This window comes from Pseudomonas putida S13.1.2 (genome assembly GCF_000498395.2).
GTDB lineage: Bacteria > Pseudomonadota > Gammaproteobacteria > Pseudomonadales > Pseudomonadaceae > Aquipseudomonas > Aquipseudomonas putida_Q.
Window position 1 is genome coordinate 1,713,115 of record NZ_CP010979.1, and the last position, 13,644, is coordinate 1,726,758.

General features: G+C 56.6%; 16 protein-coding genes. All 16 read left to right on the forward strand.

The window, feature by feature from the left end; translation table 11 throughout:
* Positions 1 to 933 (forward strand): VOC family protein, encoded by a 933-nt coding sequence (locus N805_RS07765; RefSeq protein ID WP_026034391.1) that lies wholly within the window; start codon positions 1 to 3, stop codon positions 931 to 933.
* Positions 926 to 1,300 (forward strand): YciI family protein, encoded by a 375-nt coding sequence (locus N805_RS07770; RefSeq protein ID WP_026034390.1) that lies wholly within the window; start codon positions 926 to 928, stop codon positions 1,298 to 1,300. The genes N805_RS07765 and N805_RS07770 overlap by 8 nt, the downstream gene beginning before the upstream one ends.
* Before the next feature lie 10 nt (positions 1,301 to 1,310).
* Positions 1,311 to 2,264: a fumarylacetoacetate hydrolase family protein gene (locus N805_RS07775; RefSeq protein ID WP_019470819.1), complete on the forward strand. Its 954-nt coding sequence runs from the start codon at positions 1,311 to 1,313 to the stop codon at positions 2,262 to 2,264.
* Between the two features lie 164 nt (positions 2,265 to 2,428).
* Entirely contained in the window at positions 2,429 to 3,361 is a 933-nt protein-coding gene (locus N805_RS07780; protein WP_026034389.1) for a SphA family protein, read from the forward strand.
* An 85-nt stretch (positions 3,362 to 3,446) separates the two neighbouring features.
* Positions 3,447 to 4,682 carry an MFS transporter gene (locus tag N805_RS07785; protein WP_019470817.1) on the forward strand — a complete coding sequence of 412 codons (1,236 nt, stop codon included), beginning with the start codon at positions 3,447 to 3,449 and terminating at the stop codon, positions 4,680 to 4,682.
* Between the two features lie 182 nt (positions 4,683 to 4,864).
* Complete coding sequence (locus N805_RS07790) at positions 4,865 to 5,728, forward strand: VOC family protein (RefSeq protein WP_019470816.1); 864 nt, start codon at positions 4,865 to 4,867, stop codon at positions 5,726 to 5,728.
* A gap of 44 nt (positions 5,729 to 5,772) precedes the next feature.
* Positions 5,773 to 6,429: a class II aldolase/adducin family protein gene (locus N805_RS07795; RefSeq protein ID WP_019470815.1), complete on the forward strand. Its 657-nt coding sequence runs from the start codon at positions 5,773 to 5,775 to the stop codon at positions 6,427 to 6,429.
* Positions 6,430 to 6,447: 18 nt separating this feature from the next.
* On the forward strand, positions 6,448 to 7,908 hold the full coding sequence (locus tag N805_RS07800; RefSeq protein WP_019470814.1) for a 2-hydroxymuconic semialdehyde dehydrogenase: 1,461 nt from the start codon (positions 6,448 to 6,450) through the stop codon (positions 7,906 to 7,908).
* A gap of 9 nt (positions 7,909 to 7,917) precedes the next feature.
* On the forward strand, positions 7,918 to 8,700 hold the full coding sequence (gene dmpE / locus N805_RS07805; protein ID WP_019470813.1) for a 2-oxopent-4-enoate hydratase: 783 nt from the start codon (positions 7,918 to 7,920) through the stop codon (positions 8,698 to 8,700).
* A gap of 10 nt (positions 8,701 to 8,710) precedes the next feature.
* Positions 8,711 to 9,514 carry a 2-oxo-3-hexenedioate decarboxylase gene (dmpH, locus tag N805_RS07810; protein ID WP_019470812.1) on the forward strand — a complete coding sequence of 268 codons (804 nt, stop codon included), beginning with the start codon at positions 8,711 to 8,713 and terminating at the stop codon, positions 9,512 to 9,514.
* Between the two features lie 13 nt (positions 9,515 to 9,527).
* Complete coding sequence (locus N805_RS07815; RefSeq protein WP_019470811.1) at positions 9,528 to 9,728, forward strand: 2-hydroxymuconate tautomerase family protein; 201 nt, start codon at positions 9,528 to 9,530, stop codon at positions 9,726 to 9,728.
* Between the two features lie 33 nt (positions 9,729 to 9,761).
* A complete protein-coding gene (locus N805_RS07820) occupies positions 9,762 to 10,700 on the forward strand; it encodes an acetaldehyde dehydrogenase (acetylating) (protein WP_019470810.1) in 939 nt (312 codons plus the stop codon).
* Positions 10,701 to 10,703: 3 nt separating this feature from the next.
* Positions 10,704 to 11,717 (forward strand): 4-hydroxy-2-oxovalerate aldolase, encoded by a 1,014-nt coding sequence (gene dmpG, locus N805_RS07825; RefSeq protein ID WP_019470809.1) that lies wholly within the window; start codon positions 10,704 to 10,706, stop codon positions 11,715 to 11,717.
* 98 nt (positions 11,718 to 11,815) lie between these two features.
* Positions 11,816 to 12,580, forward strand: coding sequence for an SDR family NAD(P)-dependent oxidoreductase (locus N805_RS07830; RefSeq protein WP_019470808.1), 765 nt, complete (start codon positions 11,816 to 11,818; stop codon positions 12,578 to 12,580).
* Positions 12,581 to 12,697: 117 nt separating this feature from the next.
* On the forward strand, positions 12,698 to 13,162 hold the full coding sequence (locus N805_RS07835; RefSeq protein WP_019470807.1) for an SRPBCC family protein: 465 nt from the start codon (positions 12,698 to 12,700) through the stop codon (positions 13,160 to 13,162).
* A 58-nt stretch (positions 13,163 to 13,220) separates the two neighbouring features.
* Positions 13,221 to 13,616 carry a nuclear transport factor 2 family protein gene (locus tag N805_RS07840; RefSeq protein WP_019470806.1) on the forward strand — a complete coding sequence of 132 codons (396 nt, stop codon included), beginning with the start codon at positions 13,221 to 13,223 and terminating at the stop codon, positions 13,614 to 13,616.
* Positions 13,617 to 13,644: the final 28 nt, after the last annotated feature.

Below are 13,644 nucleotides of genomic sequence, written 5' to 3' on the forward strand. Positions count from 1 at the left end.
ATGATTCGCTCTCTTCAACACGTAGGTATGACCATTCCGGACCTGGAAGTGGGTCGTTCGTTCTACGAGGCAGTCGGCCTCGAAGCGCGTATCTCTGGGCAACACGTCGTGATGCGCTGCAAAGGGCGCGCCCAGGACCAGGTTCGGCTGATGCCCGGCATCCAGAAGCATTTAAGCTACATCTCATTTGGCACCGACGCTGAGGGCCTGCAGGCAATTCGCGAGAACTTGAGTTTTCATGGGGTAGTAATTCACCCGGCGCCTTTTGACATTGGTCAGGACGGGATCTGGTTCCGTGATCCATCCGGTGACTGGGTACATGTCAACGAAGCCGATTCGATGCCTGCAAAACCGCTGGAAACCCCGGAGCTGAATACCCCGGGCCGCTATCGACGTATCGGTGAGCGCGGCTGTACTCCGACCTCAAAACTGCGTCGGGTAACTCCGCTGCGCCTCGGTCATCTGATCAAGTTCACCGCCGACGTTAACCGTTCCATTGAGTTTTACACCCGCGTCCTGGGGATGAAAGTCTCTGACCGTGCAGGGGACAAAATCGCATTCCTGCGCTGTGGCTGTGGTGGCGACCATCACGTCCTGGGTCTGGCCAAGAGCAGCCATAGTGGCCTGCACCACCTAAGTTTCGAAGTGACCGATCTCGACGAAATCCAGCTCGGGGCCAAGCACCTGATGAGTCTTGGCTACGAGAGTGCTTTCGGCTTGGGACGTCATGTGGCCGGCTCCAATTACTTCCACTACATTCGCGACCCTTGGAGCAGCATGGTCGAGTACTTCTGGGACATCGACGTCATCCCGGAAGACGACAGTGAATGGGAAGCTTTCGACGGCGATCCTCAGGATGTGATTGCGGTATGGGCGACCAATCCTCCGCCTGAAGCGTTCATCAAGAACTTCGAGGCGGCACGCGATGAGTAACTCATCGGCTCAGGAACTTCTGGCTGGCATGCTGAAAAAGCCATTGTTCGTGGTGCTTCGTAAGCCCCGCGATCTGAGTAGGCTGGCGGAGTTGCTGGAAGCGCACTTGATGTGGGCGATTGTCGCCGAGAAACGTGGCGAGCTGTTCGCATCTGGCCCTTTCGTTTCGGCGCACGCGTCGCCAGGTGAACTGGGCGGCATGAGCATCCTGCGCGCGGCTGATGAAGCCGAAGCCCTGCGCATCGTCCAAGCAGACCCGTTCATTGCCAATGGACTGTATGACGTGGAAATCCGCAAATGGCTGCTGATGGAAGGTGGTTTGACCGTCCACGTCAGTTTCTCCGATCAACGCTATTCGCTTTTGTGATGGTGGTCCCATGAAGTACCAGCTTTTTGCTTATTACAACGATCTCCAAGCCCAAGCAACTGGCCTGTTGGTGGGCGAGTACGCTTATGATCTGGCGCGCCTGGCTACCAGTGCCGGTGTAAAGGTGCCGTCGGTTTCGCTGGACGCGCTGCTCGACGACTGGGCTGCAACCAATACTCAGCTGCAAGCACTGGCAGACAGCGTCTTCGGCGCTCCAGCGCTCCATGAGGGCTACCGCCTGGACCTTGAGGCGGTGGAGTTCGCGCCGTTTCTGGCTCGGCCGGGCACCATTTATGCTGCAGGCGCTAACTACCGCGACCATGTGGAAGCCATGGCGCGTGCGTTCAACATGAAGTTATCGCTGGACCCACGTAGCGAAGGCATCGCGCCTTGGCACTTCATCAAGCCCGGCCGTGGTTGTCTGGTGGCACACAAGCACTCGGTCGAGTTCCCGGCAGGCGTGCGGATGCTGGATTGGGAGGCTGAACTGGCAGTTGTCATCGGCAAACGTGCGTCGCGAGTTTCCGTTGAAGAGGCCCTTGAGTATGTAGCCGGGTACACCTGCGCCAATGACCTTTCGGCGCGCGATCGCCTTCGCCGCGAGCAGGTCGATGCCAGCTCGCCGTTTCGTTTCGACTGGATCGGGCACAAATGCTTCACCGGGTCATGCCCATTGGGGCCATACCTGACACCGGCACAGTTCGTGAAAGACCCTGAGAACCTGGATATCAAACTGGCACGCAACGGCGCCTGGGTGCAGGACTCCAACACCCGCAATCATATGTATGGCGTCGCTGAGCAGATCTCTTACCTCAGCCAGACCATCGACCTGTTCCCAGGTGACGTACTGCTCACCGGGACGCCCGCCGGGGTGGGCATGGAAAGCCATACCTTCCTCGAGCGCGGCGATGTGTTGAAAGTGTGTATCGAAGGGCTGGGCGAGTTGGTAACTACTATCCGCTGAAGCCTCCACAACGAGCTGCCTGAGTCCTTGTTTTACTGAAAATTGCAACTTGCTGAATGATCGGCGTGCGACAGAGCACCCGATCGTTTGGCCACGGCTGAGGAAAATTCGGCCTGTAACTTGAAGATCTCCTCCGCAATACAACAATAAAAGTGGACTATGAGATGAGCAGACCAAACGTCACGGCCAGCCGTGCAGCGTGCCTATGCGTCACGCTAATTTTCACCTCAATGACTTACGCCACTGAAGGTGGTGGTACTTCATACCCTCTCGGTGTTAACACGGTGGGTGCCGGTAAAATGCCGCCTCCCGGATTTACCGAGTTCTTCTATCTATCGGACTATCGTGCAGGTCGAACACTCGACGGCGATGGCGATAGAAAAGCAGGTATTCATGACTTCGATCTAAACATCCAGGCGCTTTCGATTCGCGTCGATTATGTTTATCAGGACGTTTCATTCCTCGGCGCCAAACTTGCCAGTCGCGTCGCCTTGCCACTGGTCAAAGGCGATATCAGTTTCAATGTCGATACCCCGGCAGGTCGCATGAGGCGCAGTGACCATCAGGAAGGCATAGGCGACCTGACCGTCGTGCCATTCGTGCTGGGCTGGAGCTCCCCGCGTTACCATCAATTGTTCGGGCTGGACGTATTTGTGCCGGTGGGGTCCTATGACAAAGACCGCTTGTTCAACCCTGGCAGGAACACCTGGGCTTATGGGCCCTGGTATTCCTTTACGGCGTATCCGCTGGAAAATCTCGAAGTCAGCGCAAAGCTGATTTACATGATCAACGGCGAGAACAAAGATACTGATTATCGCTCTGGTCATGAGTTCAATGCCGATTACAATATTGGCTACAACGTAACCCGCGAATGGCAGTTTGGGCTAAACGGCTACCTCTACAAACAGGTCAGCGATGACGAAAAAGACGGACATACCTACCTGGATGGCAATCGGGGCCAAGTGGCCGCAATCGGTCCCGCTCTGAAGTACCAGACGCCGGAGTTCGGTTTCGTCATGAAATGGCAACATGAAACGCATGTGGAGAATCGGGCCTCGGGTGACCGTATCTGGTTGCAAGCCGTTTACCGATTCTGAGTGTCGTTTGTTGCAAGGATCGCGCAAAGCAAAGCGACAGTCATCCAATGAATATCACTGCACTAAATTACAATCAGGTGAAGTCATGACTGGTATATCCAAGTGGCATGTATTGATCGGCGGGTTCATTGCCTATCTGTTCGATGCAATGGAAATCATTCTGCTGACCGTAGCGCTCCCGGTCATTCGTCAGGATTTAGGTTTCAGCCTCAATGAGGCAGGCGCTATGGCCAGCGCGACGCTGTTGGGCATTGGCGTCAGCGGGGTTGCTACCGGCTGGTACTCCGACAATTTTGGGCGCCGGAATGCGTTGCTCGCATCGTTGGCAATTTTTGGCGTGCTGACGTGCTTCTTTGCACAGGCTCACGAACTCTACCTACTCATGGCACTGAGATTCGTATCCGGGTTAGGACTCGGTGGAGTCTGGACCATTCTCTCAGCTTATATCGTCGAGACCTGGCCGCCTAAGCAACGGGCACGCGCGATTTCATTCGTGATCAGCGCATTTCCGATAGGGGCAATCGTCGCTGCATTGGCTGCGAAGTACATGTTACCCGAATGGCGTTCTATGTTTTTGTTGTCAGGAGTCTCGGTGCTCTTGCCTATTCTGTATGTGTACTTCCTTATACCCGAATCGCCCGCCTGGCAAGCACAACGGCATTCGGTTGCCGAAGCCACTTCCCGTATTTCAGTGCGCGAAATTTTTGCACCGGCACTGCTTCGTTATACGCTGCTTGGCTCATGTGCAGCGAGCTTCGCTTTATTGGGGTCGTGGGGCGTAAGTACATGGCTGCCCACTTACCTCATGCAAGACAGGGGGCTGGGCTTGGCAGCAATGACCAGCTTCATGGCGGTCCTTCATTTGGGTAATTTTGTCGGGCTGAACATCTTCGGGTTCATTGCGGATCGCATCGGCAAGCGGCTGACCATTGTCATATCGCTGTTGCTCACATCGCTGATGGCTGTTGTGTACGTCTACACGCCGGAGGCGCAATGGCTCATCTGGATTGGTGCGGCCTATGCCTTTTTCATGGTGTTCGCTGGGTTGTTTGGCTCTTACTTCAGCGAAATGTATCCGATACGCGTGCGAACACTGGGTGCGGGATTCTGTTTCAATGCGGGCAGGGGACTGGCGGCATTCGCGCCGGTACTCCTCAGTGGCATTGCTAGTTTCTACAGCCTTGCCGCTGGATTGATGGTGTGTGCAGGGTTCTACGTTATCTCTGCGATCTTCGTCATCGCTATGCCGCAAAACCCTGTAATGGCAGATGATGGCCATAAAGCCGAAGGCGTTCTGCCAGGGCAAGAAGCGATCAATTAAAGTTAATCTCGCGCATTGCGCCCCGGGTCCCAGGATTCGGGGCTTTTTTTTGCCTTAGTGAAAGCCAATTATGGGAAGGTCATAATAAAAACGGATAGTGGGAATAATGAACATTTGCTTCATTTATTGATCCTCGCGCCTGAAGATCTTGGTCAGACAACATCAATAAGAGGACAACCCTCATGATCAACTTGCACGATATTCGTTACGTCAGGCTGGGCACGGCCAACCTGGATGATGCAAGGCGCTACGCCACTCAGATTCTTGGCCTGCAGGTCGTGCGTGAAGCACATGGCGCCATCTACTTCCGTTCCGACAATCGCGATCACACGCTCTGCTATTACGAGGGCGATCCCCACGAGACCACCACAGCTTTCGAGGTGAGGACCGCGCAGGATCTGGAAGACGCAGCCATCCTGCTTGAGCGTAACGAATTCAAAGTCCAGCACGGCTCGCGTGAGGACGCAGAAGTGCGTTATGTCGACGACTTCATTCGTTTCAAAGACCCTAGCGGCAACAACATCGAGCTGGTGCTGCGGCCTCATGCCAGTGGTCGCAACTATTTCCCGAGCCGAGATGCCGGCATCACTGGCTTCAGTCATATTGGTTTGCGCACCATGAATCCTCGGCGCGACGAGTTGTTCTGGACACAGCTCGCAAACGCCCGGGTAAGCGATCGCATCGGCGAGGCACCGCTGCTACGCATCGATGAAGTTCACCACAAGATTGCGCTTTTTCCGTCGTCCCACGCTGGGGTACAGCACATCAACCATCAGGTCGAGTCGGTGGACGACTTGATGCGTGCCTATTACTTCTTGGTCGAGCGGGGGATTCGCATCCTCTTCGGCCCAGGGCGCCATCCGACCTCAGGTGCGATGTTCCTGTATTTCGAAGGGCCGGACGGCATGACCTACGAATACTCGACCGGCGTCAGCCTCATCCCTGCGGAGAAAGATGCTAGCCACCAGCCACGGCAGTTCTCGGCGACGAACGAATCCTTCTGCGCATGGGGCGCAAAACCTGACATTCCAGAGTTCAAATCGTGAATCAATTTCCAATACCCAGCGGCGATGCGCAGCGACAGGTGCGCATGGCAGCGCGAGCGCTGGCGCGTGCTGGCCTGGTCCATGCTTATGGGCACTGCAGCCTTCGCCTGGACGATGAGCATTTCCTGGTATGCGCGGCACGCCCCATGGGGCTTATCAGAGCAGGCGAATCCGGGGTCGTGGTGCCAATTAACGGGGAGTTACCCGAAGGTGTGTTGGGTGAAGTTCGTATCCACCAGCAGATTTACAGCCGCCGCCCCGATGTCCGCGCAGTGATACGGAGCATGCCCGCCCAAGTCATGGCGCTATCCTGCGCCCGGCTGACGCCGCAAGCCCGGCACGGGATGGGCAGCTATTTCAGCGCACCGATTCCCTTGTGGGATGACCCTCAGTTGCTGCGCAACGAAGCACAAGCCAGCGCGCTGGCTGACCAGTTCGGGAACGGGAACGCATTGGTAATGCGTGGTAACGGCGCCATCGTTGCTGGCGTATCGCTAGTCGAAGCGTTGACGTTGACCTGGTACTTGGAAGACGCCGCGCGCATCGAGTTGCAGTTGCACAGTGCCGGCCTTGCCGCTGAGGGACCGGTGCTCGATGCACAGGCATGTGCCCAGCGGGCTGTCACTAGCGGCCGGATCTACGAGCGCATGTGGGACTACCTCACCGCCGCTGACCCCGAATACCGAATCCCCTCTCTCTAAAACAAGAAGGAATACCGTATGCCTGCGAAAGAATTCCGCCATTTCATCAATGGTGAGTGGGTGTCCAGCACCCGCACATTTGAAAATCGTAACCCTGCAGACAATAGCCTTGTCGGATTGGTGCACGAGGCAAACCAGGAGCAAGTCGATGCTGCCGTACGCGCTGCGCGCAATGCCTTGAAAGGCCCTTGGGGCAGCATGACGGTGGCGCAGAGGACTGCGCTGCTACACAAAGTTGCAGAAGGTATTGAGCGTCGTCATGACGAGTTCGTCGCGGCTGAAGTTGCCGATACCGGCAAACCACGTGCGCTTGCTGGCCACCTGGACATCCCACGCGGGGCGGCCAACTTCAAAGTGTTCGCTGACCTGATCAAAAATGTGCCCACTGAAAGCTTCGTGATGGACACACCGGATGGCGGCAAGGCAGTCAACTACGCCGTGCGCGCTCCACGAGGCGTGATCGCCGTGGTCTGCCCATGGAACCTGCCGCTGTTGCTCATGACCTGGAAGGTCGGCCCGGCCCTGGCCTGCGGCAATACCGTGGTGGTGAAACCTTCCGAAGAAACACCCGCAACAGCCACGTTGCTTGCCGAAGTGATGAACGAGGCAGGTGTGCCACCGGGCGTGTACAACGTTGTGCATGGTTTTGGTGGCGATTCTGCCGGTGCCTTCCTGACAGCCCATCCCGAGGTTAACGGCGTGACGTTTACCGGCGAGACCGGCACCGGTGAGATCATCATGAAAGCGGCCGCCAATGGTATCCGCCCGGTATCGCTGGAACTGGGCGGCAAGAACGCCGGCATCGTATTCGCCGACGCAGATCTTGAAAAAGCCGTCAAAGGTTTAGGCCGTGCCGTGTTCGAGAACAGTGGCCAGGTCTGTCTGGGTACCGAGCGTATCTACGTGCAGCGCCCGTTGTTCGAGCGCTTTGTCGCTGCATTCAAGGCGCATGCAGAGAGCATCAAAGTTGGCGACCCCAACCAGGCCGACACCAACATGGGGCCAGTCATTTCGCTGGGCCACCGCGAGAAGATTCTCTCCTACTGCCGCCAGGCCGTTGCCGATGGTGCAACAGTGGTCCACGGCGGCGGTATTGCGCAGGTGCCGCCGCATCTGGCCGAAGGCGCTTGGTTTGAGCCGACCATTTGGACTGGTCTTGCAGAAACCTCTGCCGTGGTCCGCGAGGAAATCTTCGGCCCAGTGTGTCATATCGCCCCATTCGATACCGAAGAAGAAGTGGTCCGCATGGCAAACGACACCCCCTATGGCCTGGCTGCCAGTGTGTGGACGCGCGACTTGCAGGTAGCTCACCGCTTGGGCAGTGCGCTCGATGTGGGCATTTGCTGGATCAACTCGTGGTTCCTGCGCGACTTGCGTACCGCCTTCGGCGGCGCCAAGCAGTCCGGTATCGGGCGTGAGGGGGGCGTTCACTCGCTTGAGTTCTACACCGAACTGCGCAATGTCTGCGTGCGGCTGTAAGGAGCCATCATGAACAAGCAAGAAATCGAAAAGCTCGGCCTGCAGCTGCATCAGGCCTTGGCTGACCGCCAGGCAGTCGCGCCGTTGACCGAGCGCAATCCCGACATGACGCTTGAGCAGGCTTACCAGGTCCAACTGGCAATGATCCAGCATCGTCTCGAAGGCGGCCAGAAGGTCATTGGCAAGAAGATCGGCGTCACCAGCCAAGTGGTCATGGACATGCTCGGTGTCGATCAACCGGACTTCGGCCACCTGCTCTCGGACATGCTCTATGTCGATGGCGCTGCGATCTCTCTGGACGGTTTGATCGCGCCCAAGGCTGAAGGTGAAATTGCCTTCGTACTTAAAGAGGACCTGCGCGGTCCAGGCGTCACCGTAGCCGATGTACTGCGGGCCACCGCCTATGTGATGCCCTGTTTTGAAATCGTCGATTCGCGCATTCGCGACTGGAAGATTCGTATCCAGGACACCGTTGCGGATAACGCTTCCGCAGGTGCGTTCGTGCTGGGAGGGCAGGGTGCCGCACCGCGCGAAGTCGATCTGGCCTGTGTCGGCATGACCTTGGAAAAGAATGGTGAAGTCGTCGCAACCGGCGCTGGCGCTGCAGCGCTGGGGCACCCGGCAAACGCTGTTGCTTGGCTAGCCAACAAATTGGGGCAGTTGGGTATCGGCCTCAACAAGGGCGAGGTGATTCTCTCCGGCTCACTCGCCGCCATGGTCCCGGTTCAACCTGGCGATCAATTGCGTGTATCGCTCGGCGGCATCGGCTCCGCCTCTGTCCGTTTCGTTTGAAGGAACTCTTATGAATCTCTCTCCAAGCACCATTGCCCAACTCGCCGAACACTTGGAAAACGCTGAGCTCAAGCGCGAGGCGGTAGCGAAGATCACCGACGCTCACCCAGAAATGGACTGGGAAGATGCCTACGCGATCCAGGATGCGATCCGGCAGCGCAAGGAGGCGCGCGGTGTGCGCATTCCGGGCCTGAAGATGGGCCTGACTTCCTTTGCGAAAATGAAACAAATGGGCGTAACTGACCCTATTCACGGCTTCCTCACCGACTACGGTTCATGCCTTGATGGCGCGGCCATCGATGTCGATAGTCTGATCCACCCCAAAGTGGAAGCCGAGATCGCCTTTGTGCTCAAGCATCCGCTGAAAGGCCCGGGCGTGCACGTTGGCGATGTACTGGCTGCCACCGATTTCATTCTGCCTGCAGTCGAGGTCATCGACTCGCGCTACGAGAACTTCCGCTTCGATCTCAAGAGCGTCATTGCTGATAACACTTCCTCGGCGCGATTCGTCACAGGCGGCCAGATGAGCGGTGTACAAGGCATCGACCTGAAATGCCTGGGTGTCGTCCTGGAGAAGAACGGCGAAGTCGTCGCGACTGGCGCTGGCGCCGCCGTACTGGGCCACCCTGCGCAGAGTGTAGCGATGCTGGCCAACATGCTGGGCGCCAAGGGGCGTGAGCTGCCGGCCGGCAGCTTCATCATGACCGGAGGCATTACCGAGGCCATCGCTGTTGCAGCTGGGGACAACATCACCGTCCGCTTCCAGCACTTGGGCAGCGTCTCCATGCGTTTCACCTCTTCCAGCCAACGTTGATTCGGAGTCGGCCATGCCTATCGCCATGATCCACCTCGCCGAAGGGCGTAGTGAAGAGAAAAAGCACGCATTGTTGGTCAGCGTCACTCAGGCCATCGCGCACAGCCTCGAAGTGCCAGTCGACAGCGTACGCGTGTTGTTGCAGGAAATCCCAGATACGCAGTGGGCCGCAGGTGGCAAGACCCTGGCCGAGCGCCGGCGCGGTAATGCCTGACCCAAGACTGTGTCACTAGAGGAAAAAACAACAATGAGTAATCCAATCAGCGTCGCAATCATTGGTTCCGGCAATATCGGCACCGACCTGATGATCAAGATTCTGCGCAATGGCAAACACTTGAAAATGGCCGCCATGGTCGGCATCGACCCGGCCTCCGACGGCCTGGCCCGTGCTGATCGGCTGGGGGTAGCCACCACGGCTGGCGGTATCGACGGCTTGCTGGCACTGCCTAACTTCAAAGATATTCGTATCGTCTTTGATGCCACCAGCGCAGGTGCGCATGCACACCATAACGAAGTCTTGCAGCAACATGGTGTGAAGGTGATCGACCTGACGCCTGCGGCAATCGGCCCCTATACCATCCCCGCGATCAACCTGGACGCCGAGCTGGATGCGCCGAACATCAATATGGTGACTTGCGGTGGGCAAGCCACTATCCCGATGGTGGCAGCGGTGTCGCGTGTGGCCAAGGTGCACTACGCAGAGATCATTGCCTCGATCAGCAGCAAATCTGCCGGTCCAGGCACCCGAGCCAACATTGACGAGTTCACCGAAACCACGTCGCAGGCGATTGAAAAACTCGGTGGTGCACAGCGCGGTAAAGCCATCATTGTGCTCAACCCCGCCGAACCACCCCTGATCATGCGCGACACCGTGTTCGTGTTGTCCGAGCCTGGAAGTCAGGATGAGATTGAACGTTCGATCGACGATATGGTTGCCAGCGTACAGAGCTATGTGCCGGGCTATCGGCTCAAGCAAAAAGTTCAGTTCGAGGTCATTCCCGAAGATGCCCCGGTCAATGTTCCGGGCCTGGGCAAGCTCAGCGGCCTGAAAACCTCGGTATTCCTTGAGGTAGAGGGCGCCGCCCACTACCTGCCAGCTTACGCAGGCAACCTCGACATCATGACCTCGGCTGCCATGGCATGCGCCGAGCGCATTGCAAGTACTCGCGTGAACGCAGAGGGCTGAACCATGACAACGCAGAAAAAGATCTACATCTCGGACGTGACTCTGCGCGACGGTAGCCACGCCATTCGCCATCAGTACAGCCTTGAGCACGCACGGAAAATCGCCCAAGCCCTGGATGATGCTCGGGTAGATTCCATCGAAGTAGCCCATGGCGACGGTTTGCAGGGTTCTAGTTTTAACTACGGGTTTGCTGCCCACAGCGACCTGGAGCTAATCGAAACAGTGGCGAGTGTGACCCGCCACGCGATGATCACCACGCTGCTGTTGCCCGGGATTGGGACCATTCACGATCTCAAGGACGCCTATTCAGCGGGTGCCCGCGGGGCGCGTATCGCGACCCATTGCACAGAAGCCGATGTTTCTCGTCAACACATCGAATACGCTAGAAAGCTGGGCATGGATGTTGTCGGTTTCTTGATGATGAGCCACATGCAGACACCGCAAGGGTTGGCGCAGCAAGGCAAGATGATGGAGAGCTACGGAGCAAACTGCATTTATGTGGTCGACTCGGGCGGCGCACTGAACATGACTGATGTGCGCGATCGCTTCAAAGCGCTGAAAGATGTGCTTGATCCGCACACGCAAACCGGGATCCATGCCCACCACAATCTGAGCCTCGGCGTGGCCAACTCCATTGTCGCGGTGGAGGAGGGATGTGATCGCGTTGATGCAAGTTTGTCGGGAATGGGCGCTGGGGCCGGCAACGCGCCTTTGGAGGTTTTCATCGCCGCCGCCGAGCGATTGGGATGGAATCACGGCACCGATCTCTACACACTGATGGACGCTGCCGATGACATCGTCCGACCCCTTCAAGATCGACCGGTGCGAGTTGACCGCGAGACCTTGGCGCTTGGCTATGCGGGGGTTTACTCAAGCTTCCTTCGCCATGCAGAAGCAGCGGCCAAACGGTATGGCCTGAGTACTGTGGACATCTTGGTCGAGTTGGGCCGCCGGAAAATGGTTGGAGGCCAAGAAGACATGATTGTCGATGTTGCCTTGGATCTGACGCGACGTTGATTGGTGGATAATTGCAACAGTCTTTGGTGTTTTTACGGGATTGTCCGTCTTGGTCACTCAAAATAGAGTGAAAAAAAACAACGAGGATGTGTTCCATCATGGCTGATCTAAAAGACCGAAACATCATGCTAACTGGGGCGTCAGGCGGTATTGGCCGTGCCTCTGCACTGGCTTTTGCCGAAGCCGGCGCAAGGGTTGTATTGGTAGATCGCGATGTTTCGGGTCTTGAAGAGGTCTACAGCGCTATTACTTCGACGGGCGGCAAAGCTTACTCAATCGTATGTGATATCACGAATGAAGAGGCTGTTGCCGCTGCGGTTGAGGAGGTCGTTGTTCGGTTCGGCAAGCTCCATGGTGCGTTTAACAATGCCGGCGTCGAGCAAAGTAACTTGCCGCTACATGAGATCTCGTCTGCCGCGTGGGAACGCATTGTTCGCATTGACCTGACGGGTGTTTTCTACTGCATGAAGTATCAGGTTCGCGCCATGCTGAACAGTGGGGGTGGCTCAATCGTGAACACCGCGTCTGCATTAGGCGCGGTAGCAATTGCGGCCGCTGCTGATTATATAGCAGCCAAGCACGGCGTGATTGGTTTAACCAAGGCGGCTGCGGTTGACTATGGCACGCAAGGCATCCGCGTTAACGCGATCATGCCGGGTGTCATCGAAACGCCGATGATCGTACGGGCCTCACAAGACCCAAACTTCGCCAAGCAGTTTTCGGCATTGCGGGAGCGCCACCCGATTGGCCGTCTAGGCCAACCAGAGGAAATTGCCAAGGCGGCACTATGGTTGCTGTCGGACGACGCGAGTTTCGTAACCGGCACATCGCTGGCCGTCGACGGCGGTTACCTCACCACTTGATGGAGCTGCTCGCGGTCTTTGTATTTTGAATGTCATCGACCTGAAACGGTCGCCCACGGTTGCCTTGCTAATTTACCAATGGCAGCAGCTCTAATTCAGAAGTAAATGGAGTCTTTCATGATCAATGTAGGTCGTCGTATCCAAGTAAACGCTGAACCGGATGCGGACGGCGTGCGCCTAAACCGTAGCCAGGTGTGGGAAGGCCTGGTCAGTAAAGCGCGTAACGCCGTTCCTTTTGTATCAGCAATCACCGAATGCAACATCGTCGAAGACAAGGGCGATCGCTTCATCCGTGAGGTGCTGTTGCACGGCGAACGCCTGCAAGAGCTGGTCATCCTCACTGAGGAGCAGCAAGTCGAGTTCGTGCGCCTGTCTGGCAACGCGCGCGGCATCATCAAGAACGTCATCGAAGAAGAAAATGGCGAACTGTACCTGCGGTTCACCTTCGATTTTTCCTTGTTGGGCGCGAAGCCTGGCAGCGAGCAGGAAACTGCATTTGCAGAAGGGATGCAGAAGTCTTATCTGGGCGCTGTGAAGAGTACCTTGGATACCATTCGTAACAAGGTCAAAAAGGCCGCTTGAGTAGCGGCAACCTGATGCACGCTCAAAAACAACAACAAAAAATGAGGATTGCCTTGCGATGAAGCATGAACTGACTGGTATGTTTGAAGATGTAGACCGGATGTCTGTCGATGGTTTTTTGAGCTATCTGACGGATGATGTTGTATTTCGTTTCGGGAATGCCCCCGAGCTCCGCGGGAAGCAGGCTGTCAGGGAGGCAATCGAGCTGTTTTTCAGTGGTATTGCCGGCCTCAAACACGATCCCCAAGGTGTTTGGAGTGAAGGAGATACCACTGTTTTACGTTTTGATACGCACTATACCAAGCTCGACGGTGTCATCCTGTCCGTGCCGTGTTGCGTCGTTGTACAGTTTGATGCATCACGTTTGATCCACGACTATCGAATCCACATCGATATTTCATCACTGTTCAGTAAAGCCTCTGTCGACGCGGTGTTATTGCAGGCGACTGCGTAATTAACCGAGTGGTTGCACCGCGCTTGTC

Coding starts and splice junctions, on each gene's coding strand:
- dmpG (WP_019470809.1), top strand. CDS start 10,704: ATGACAACGCAGAAAAAGATCTACATCTCGGACGTGACTCTGCGCGAC.
- N805_RS07765 (WP_026034391.1), top strand. CDS start 1: ATGATTCGCTCTCTTCAACACGTAGGTATGACCATTCCGGACCTGGAA.
- N805_RS07800 (WP_019470814.1), top strand. CDS start 6,448: ATGCCTGCGAAAGAATTCCGCCATTTCATCAATGGTGAGTGGGTGTCC.
- N805_RS07815 (WP_019470811.1), top strand. CDS start 9,528: ATGCCTATCGCCATGATCCACCTCGCCGAAGGGCGTAGTGAAGAGAAA.
- N805_RS07785 (WP_019470817.1), top strand. CDS start 3,447: ATGACTGGTATATCCAAGTGGCATGTATTGATCGGCGGGTTCATTGCC.
- N805_RS07835 (WP_019470807.1), top strand. CDS start 12,698: ATGATCAATGTAGGTCGTCGTATCCAAGTAAACGCTGAACCGGATGCG.
- N805_RS07795 (WP_019470815.1), top strand. CDS start 5,773: ATGGCAGCGCGAGCGCTGGCGCGTGCTGGCCTGGTCCATGCTTATGGG.
- N805_RS07840 (WP_019470806.1), top strand. CDS start 13,221: ATGAAGCATGAACTGACTGGTATGTTTGAAGATGTAGACCGGATGTCT.
- N805_RS07790 (WP_019470816.1), top strand. CDS start 4,865: ATGATCAACTTGCACGATATTCGTTACGTCAGGCTGGGCACGGCCAAC.
- dmpH (WP_019470812.1), top strand. CDS start 8,711: ATGAATCTCTCTCCAAGCACCATTGCCCAACTCGCCGAACACTTGGAA.
- N805_RS07820 (WP_019470810.1), top strand. CDS start 9,762: ATGAGTAATCCAATCAGCGTCGCAATCATTGGTTCCGGCAATATCGGC.
- N805_RS07770 (WP_026034390.1), top strand. CDS start 926: ATGAGTAACTCATCGGCTCAGGAACTTCTGGCTGGCATGCTGAAAAAG.
- N805_RS07775 (WP_019470819.1), top strand. CDS start 1,311: ATGAAGTACCAGCTTTTTGCTTATTACAACGATCTCCAAGCCCAAGCA.
- N805_RS07780 (WP_026034389.1), top strand. CDS start 2,429: ATGAGCAGACCAAACGTCACGGCCAGCCGTGCAGCGTGCCTATGCGTC.
- dmpE (WP_019470813.1), top strand. CDS start 7,918: ATGAACAAGCAAGAAATCGAAAAGCTCGGCCTGCAGCTGCATCAGGCC.
- N805_RS07830 (WP_019470808.1), top strand. CDS start 11,816: ATGGCTGATCTAAAAGACCGAAACATCATGCTAACTGGGGCGTCAGGC.